Raw genomic sequence first — 6,011 nt, 5'->3', positions numbered from 1 at the left:
GTTCATGTACTATGTCATTGATATCACCAGCGGCTACACCTCCGCCTATCTGCTGATCGTCGGCATTGCGCTGATCCTGCTGGTGCTGTTTTTCCCGAAAGGCATTCTGGGCAGCATCCGCCAGCGCTGGCTCGGGTGGCTGCCATGATGCCGCTTTTGACCACCAAGGGCCTGTCGCGCAATTTCGGTGGTCTGCGCGCCGTCGACAATGTCGATTTCGCGCTGATGCCGGGCGAGATCCGCGCCGTGATCGGCCCCAACGGGGCGGGGAAGACCACCTTCGTCAGCCTGGTCAGCGGCCGCATCCAGCCGTCTGCCGGCATGATCGTCTTCGACGGCGCCGACATCACCAATCTGCCTGCCTATGTCAGGGTGCGCAGGGGCATCGCCTACACCTTCCAGCTCACCAGCGTCTATGCCAACCTGTCCGTTTACGCCAACGTCGCGCTGCCCGCGCAACTGACGCAGCGGCATGGCAGCCATTCCAAGAGCGCGATACAGGCCGCTGTCATGACCGCACTGGAACGCACCGGCCTGGCCGACCGCGCCCATATGCCGGCCGGGCAGTTGTCCTACGGCCACCAGCGCCTGCTGGAAGTGGCGATGGGCCTGGCGCTGAAGCCGCGCCTGCTGATTCTCGACGAACCGACGCAAGGGCTGGCCGACAGCGAGATCGACAATTTCATCACCCTGGTGCGCGAGATCGCTAAGAACGCCACCGTGCTTCTGATCGAGCACAACATGCCTGTCGTCATGCAACTCGCCGACCGCATCACCGTCTTCAATGCCGGCAAGATCCTGGCCGAAGGCACCCCCGAAGCGATCCGCGAGAACGCGGCGGTGCAGGAAGCCTATCTGGGGACCGCCCCATGACCGAGGCAAAGTCCGAGGCGCTGACCATCTCTGGACTGGACTGCTACTATGGCGAGGTCCAGGTGCTCTATGGCCTCGACCTGGTGCTGAACAAGGGCGAGGTGCTGTGCCTGTTCGGCCGCAATGGCGCCGGCAAGACGACGACGCTGAAAGCCATCATGGGACTGGTTCCCTCAAGCGCCGGCTCGATCAAACTGGCTGGCCAAGAGTTGACTGGTCTGCCGGCGCATGAAGTGCCCAAGGCCGGCGTCGCCTATGTGCCGCAGGGAAGGCGGCTGTTCGCCGAAATGACGGTGGCCGAAAACATCGAGATCGGCCTGATGGCGCGCGGCAAGGGCAAGGCGACGCGTGAGAACGTGCTCGACCTCTTTCCATTGCTGCGCCAGCGGCTGCGGCAGCGTTCCGGCACATTGTCCGGCGGCGAACAGCAGATGCTGGCCATGGCGCGCGCGCTCTGTCTCGAACCGCAGGTGCTGCTGCTCGACGAGCCGACCGAAGGGCTGATGCCGTCGATGATCGCCAAGATCCGCGAGACGGTGTCGAAGCTGCGCGACATGGGCGTCTCGACCATCCTGGTCGAGCAGCGTGTCGATGCAGTGCTTTCGGTCGCCGACCACGTTGCCTTCATCGAAAACGGCCGCAACCGCGAGACGGTCGACGTCGAGGAGTTGCGCGCCGACCCGTCGGCGGTCCGCCGCTATGTCGGCGTCGGGTGATCAGCCGAAGAACAGAAAGCCCGCGACCAAAAATATCGGGATCAGCACCAGCCCAGACCACAGCATGTAGCCGAAGAAGCCCGGCATCTTCACGCCGCGATGGCGGGCGATGGCGTAGACCATGAAGTTCGGCGCATTGCCGATATAGGTGTTGGCGCCCATGAACACCGCGCCGGCCGAGATCGCGGCAAGCGTCGAAGCGAACTCCGTCATCAGGTGCCTTGGGTCGCCGCCGGCAAGCTCGAAAAACACCAGATAGGTCGGCGCATTGTCGAGGAAGGATGACAGCGCCCCTGTCAGCCAGAAATAGGCGAGATCGTTGGGCGCACCCGAGGGTGAACTGACAAGCGACACCACCGGCGCCAGTGCCCCCTCATGGCTCGCCCTGAGGATGGCGATGACCGGCACGATGCAGACGAAGATGCCGGCAAACAATTTGGCCACCTCCGATATCGGACCCCAATTGAAGCCGTTCGCCTCGCGGTGGCTCTTGTAGGAGAGCGGAAGCGACAGCAGGGCGAGCGCCAGGATGATGGCATCGCGCACCAGGTTCTGCAGTTCGAGACTGACGCCGAATACGGAAAAGCTGACGCCCGGCTTCCAGGCCGCCGACAGCAGGATGGCGCCGATCACACCTGCCAGCAGCGGAAGGTTGGCCAGGCCGCGCAGACGCACCGTCGTGTCCGGTGTCGGATCCTTGATCTTCGGCGCGCCAGCCTCGCGCCGATGCAGGATGATGTCGATGCCCAGGAAGACGGCCAGCACGGCACCGCCGACGAACAGGGTCTCGCGCCAGAGATTGGCGGTCGTCCAGAAGAAAGCGACGCCTCTGAGGAAGCCGACGAACAGCGGCGGATCGCCAAGCGGCGTCAGTGAGCCGCCGATGTTGGACACCAGGAAGATGAAGAAGATGACGACATGGGCGTTGAACGGCCTGTTATCGTTGGCGCGGATGATCGGCCGGATCAGGATCATCGAGGCACCGGTCGTGCCGATCACCGAGGCCAGCAGCGCGCCGACCAGCAGCAGGCCGGCATTGACCAGCGGCGTGCCGTGAATGTTGCCGGCAAGGAGAATGCCGCCCGAAATGGTGAACAGCGCAAACAGCAGGATGATGAACGACATGTATTCCGTGAGCAACGCATGCAGCACCGCTTCGGTCGCTGTGGGACCACCGAAGGCAGCCGCCAGCGGCACGATCACCAGTGCGGCCCAAAGGGCCGATATCTTGCCGTAGTGATGTTCCCAGACATGAGGAAACAGCAGCGGACCGGTGGCGATCGACAACAGCAGCCCGGCAAAGGGCAGCGCCCACCACAGCGGCATCGAAGCGCCGGGCAGGCCGTGTTCCTCCGCCGCGAAAGCCTGTGCCGGGAACAGCACGGCGGCAATTATCGCAGCGCATGCAGCCAACAGGGGGATCAAATATAAAAAAGGCCCCCTCATCCGGCCGCTGCGCGGCCACCTTCTCCCCGAGGGGAGAAGAGACTCGGCGCCGACGCTCGCCTTCTCCTCTCCCCTCGGGGAGAGGTCGGATTGCCCCGAATTGCCCTTCGCAATTCGGCTGGCAATCCGGGTGAGGGGGTGCTTGCCCAACGGCCGTTCAATCCGACAAAGGGTCTTCGAGCGTCACGCCGGCGTCGCGCATGCGCTGCAGCATTGTATCGAGCGAACCGTTGAGATCGATGCCGCGGCAGGCATCGAGCCGCACTGTGGTTTTGAAGCCCTGGCTGACGGCGTCCAGCGCCGAAAAGCCGACGCAGAAATCGGTCGCCAGCCCGACCAGGGTCAGCGTGTCGATGGCGCGCTCCCGGAGGTAGCCGGCAAGGCCGGTCTGGGTCGTGCGGTCGTTCTCGAAGAAAGCCGAGTAGCTGTCGATATCAGGCCGAAATCCCTTGCGAATGACGAGCTCGGCCTTGGTCCAGGCGAGGCCGGAATGGAAATCCGAGCCCAGGCTGCCCTGGATGCAGTGGTCCGGCCACAGCGTCTGCTGACCATAGGGCATTTCGATCATCGTGAAAGGCTGCGCGCCCGGATGGCTGGAGGCAAAGCTGGAATGACCGGCGGGATGCCAGTCCTGCGTCAGCACGACATGGTCGGTTCGCCGGATCAGGTCGTTGACCAGCGGCACGATCTCATCGCCGCCGGCAACCGCCAGCGCGCCGCCGGGACAAAAGTCGTTCTGCAGGTCGATGACAACAAGCGCCTCGTCGGCCATGGGCTTTCCTCTTCCGTATGCAGGCTCCAGTGGAAAATGCCGCTGACGCGACCGGACGCAGAAACTTGACCAGATGGCCGGCGGCGTCAACCTCTCGCGACATAACAAATGCGTGCCGGCCGGGCCGCCGCAAACTCGGGCTTTGACAAATCCTGCGGGCTTGATATCATTTGCATACGAATGAGTTTCTCGGCTCGAACGCCGGAAATACCGGATTCGGAAAGTTCCTTTCTGGAAGGCAAAGCGTGATCCGTTACGCGAAACCCACCTCGGTCGACGAAGCGCTCGCTTTGCTTGGCGAGGGCGCCTGGCGCATCCTTGCCGGCGGCACCGATTTCTATCCGGCACAGGGCAGCAAACCCTTCCGCGACAATGTTCTCGACATTAACGGCCTGGCGGCGCTGCGCGGCATTGCCGAGACGCACGACCATTTCGTCATCGGCGCGCGCACGACCTGGACCGACATCGTCCGCCATCCCTTGCCTCCGGCCTTCGATGCGCTGAAACAGGCGGCGCGAGAGGTCGGCTCGGTGCAAATCCAGAACGTCGCCTCGGTCGCCGGCAATCTCTGCAACGCCTCGCCGGCCGCCGACGGGGTGCCGGGCCTGCTCATCCTCGATGCCGAGGTCGAACTGCGCTCGGTGGCCGCGACGCGGCATCTGCCGTTGCAGGACTTCATTCTCGGCAACCGCCGAACCGCTCTGCTGCCCGGTGAGATGGTCACGGCCATCCGCGTGCCGAAGCCCAGCGGCACGTCGACCTTCGTCAAGCTCGGCGCGCGCCGTTATCTCGTCATTTCCATCGCCATGGTGGCGGCGCGTCTGGTCGTCCAGGATGGCCTTGTCCGGCAAGCGGCGGTCGCCGCCGGCTCCTGTTCGTTGGTGGCCAAGCGGCTGGCCGGCGTCGAAGCCGCGCTGCACGGTCTGCCGGTGGACGGCGGACTCGCCGACGCGGTTCTGGCCGCGCCGATGGCAGAACTGTCGCCGATCGCCGATGTGCGCGGCAGCGCCGAATACCGGCTCGATGCGGTGCGCGAGATTGTTGCCCGCGCGGTGCTTGCGGCTATGGGGCGTACGACTGGCGAAGAGGTGGCGGCATGAGCCAAAATTGGCCTGACGCGCGTGAAGCCCTGCCCGATCCGGGCAGTGCCCAGCCAGGCTTCGGCGCTGCGCGCGCCGATATCGCCTTCGAGGTCAACGGCGCCTCCGTCTCGGTCAATGTGCCGCCGCTGCGCCGCCTGTCCCTGGTGTTGCGCGATGAATTGCTGTTGACCGGCACCAAGGTCGGCTGCGACGCCGGCGACTGCGGCGCCTGTACGGTGCTGGTCGACGGCGATCCGGTCTGCGCCTGCCTGATGTCGGCGGCTTCCGCCGCCGGCGCATCGGTGACGACCGTGGAAGGGCTTGCCAATGGCCGATTGTCGGTGTTGCAGGCCTCTTTCCTCGCCCATGGCGCTGCGCAGTGCGGCATCTGCACGCCGGCGCTGCTGGTCGCGGCAACCGCGCTACTGGACAAGCAGCCCAACCCGACCGAGGTCGAGGTGCAGGACGCGCTCGGCGGAGTTCTGTGCCGCTGCACCGGCTACCGGAAGATCATTGCCGCGGTGATGGATGCCTCGCTGCAGGCAGCAAGCCTGGATTTCCGCTTGCCTCGATCAGGCCATGCGATCGGCTCCTCGCCTATCCGGCTCGACGGCATGCCGAAGGTCACCGGGGCTGAGAAATTCGGCGGCGATTCCTTCCCCGCCGATGCGCTGGCCGTGCTGGTGGTCCGCTCGCCGCATTATCATGCCAGCTTCGCCTTCGGCGACCTCGACGGCTGGGAGAAGGCACATCCCGGCGTTGCCGGTGTCTTCACCGCAGCCGACATTCCGGGAAAAAACTGTTTCGGCGTCATCGGCCCGTTCGCCGACCAGCCGGCGCTGGCTGAGGGGTTTGCTCGCCTCCGCGGTGAGGCGGTGGCGCTGGTTGCCGGCGAGCGTGAGGCGATGCTCGATCTCGACCTCTCGGATTTTCCGATCCGCTGGACCGAATTGCCGCATGTTCTCCAATCCTGCGAAGCGCGCGCCGGCGGTGCCAAGCTCATTCATGAAAACAGGGCGGCAAACTTGCTGACCTCCGGCTTCGTCGAACGCGGCGATCCGGAAGCAGCGCTTGCCGGCGCGGCTTTCACCGTCTCTGGCGCCATCGACACCTCCTATGTCG

General features: G+C 64.7%; 6 protein-coding genes and 1 pseudogene. 5 read left to right on the top strand and 2 right to left on the bottom strand.

All coding sequences use genetic code 11. The features are described 5' to 3' along the window. The 3 genes and pseudogenes from EOD15_RS36985 to EOD15_RS26690 all read left to right on the top strand — a co-directional run. Positions 1-148, top strand: a pseudogene (locus tag EOD15_RS36985) (branched-chain amino acid ABC transporter permease); the annotation flags it as partial. Then, on the top strand, positions 145-873 hold the full coding sequence (locus tag EOD15_RS26695) for an ABC transporter ATP-binding protein (protein WP_127321451.1): 729 nt from the start codon (positions 145-147) through the stop codon (positions 871-873). The pseudogene EOD15_RS36985 and the gene EOD15_RS26695, both read left to right, overlap by 4 nt. Continuing rightward, a complete protein-coding gene (locus EOD15_RS26690; RefSeq protein ID WP_127321450.1) occupies positions 870-1,589 on the top strand; it encodes an ABC transporter ATP-binding protein in 720 nt (239 codons plus the stop codon). The genes EOD15_RS26695 and EOD15_RS26690 overlap by 4 nt, the downstream gene beginning before the upstream one ends. On the opposite strand, the gene EOD15_RS26685 is transcribed toward EOD15_RS26690, so the two are convergent. Then, entirely contained in the window at positions 1,590-3,002 is a 1,413-nt protein-coding gene (locus EOD15_RS26685) for a sodium:proton antiporter (RefSeq protein ID WP_245463771.1), read from the bottom strand. A 190-nt stretch (positions 3,003-3,192) separates the two neighbouring features. Further along, positions 3,193-3,807 carry a bifunctional nicotinamidase/pyrazinamidase gene (gene pncA, locus EOD15_RS26680; RefSeq protein WP_127321306.1) on the bottom strand — a complete coding sequence of 205 codons (615 nt, stop codon included), beginning with the start codon at positions 3,805-3,807 and terminating at the stop codon, positions 3,193-3,195. A 245-nt stretch (positions 3,808-4,052) separates the two neighbouring features. Between pncA and EOD15_RS26675 the strand changes: the two genes are divergently transcribed. Beyond that, positions 4,053-4,907, top strand: a complete 855-nt coding sequence (locus EOD15_RS26675; protein ID WP_127321305.1) for a xanthine dehydrogenase family protein subunit M — start codon at positions 4,053-4,055, stop codon at positions 4,905-4,907. Next, a partial coding sequence (locus EOD15_RS26670; protein ID WP_127408986.1) for a 2Fe-2S iron-sulfur cluster-binding protein occupies positions 4,904-6,011 on the top strand: 1,108 nt, incomplete at its 3' end. The genes EOD15_RS26675 and EOD15_RS26670, both read left to right, overlap by 4 nt.

Origin of the sequence: Mesorhizobium sp. M7A.T.Ca.US.000.02.2.1, assembly GCF_003996995.1 — a bacterium.
In the GTDB taxonomy this organism is placed as follows: Bacteria; Pseudomonadota; Alphaproteobacteria; order Rhizobiales; family Rhizobiaceae; genus Mesorhizobium.
Note: the sequence above shows the minus strand (reverse complement) of the source record. Positions and strands in the feature narration are given on the sequence as shown.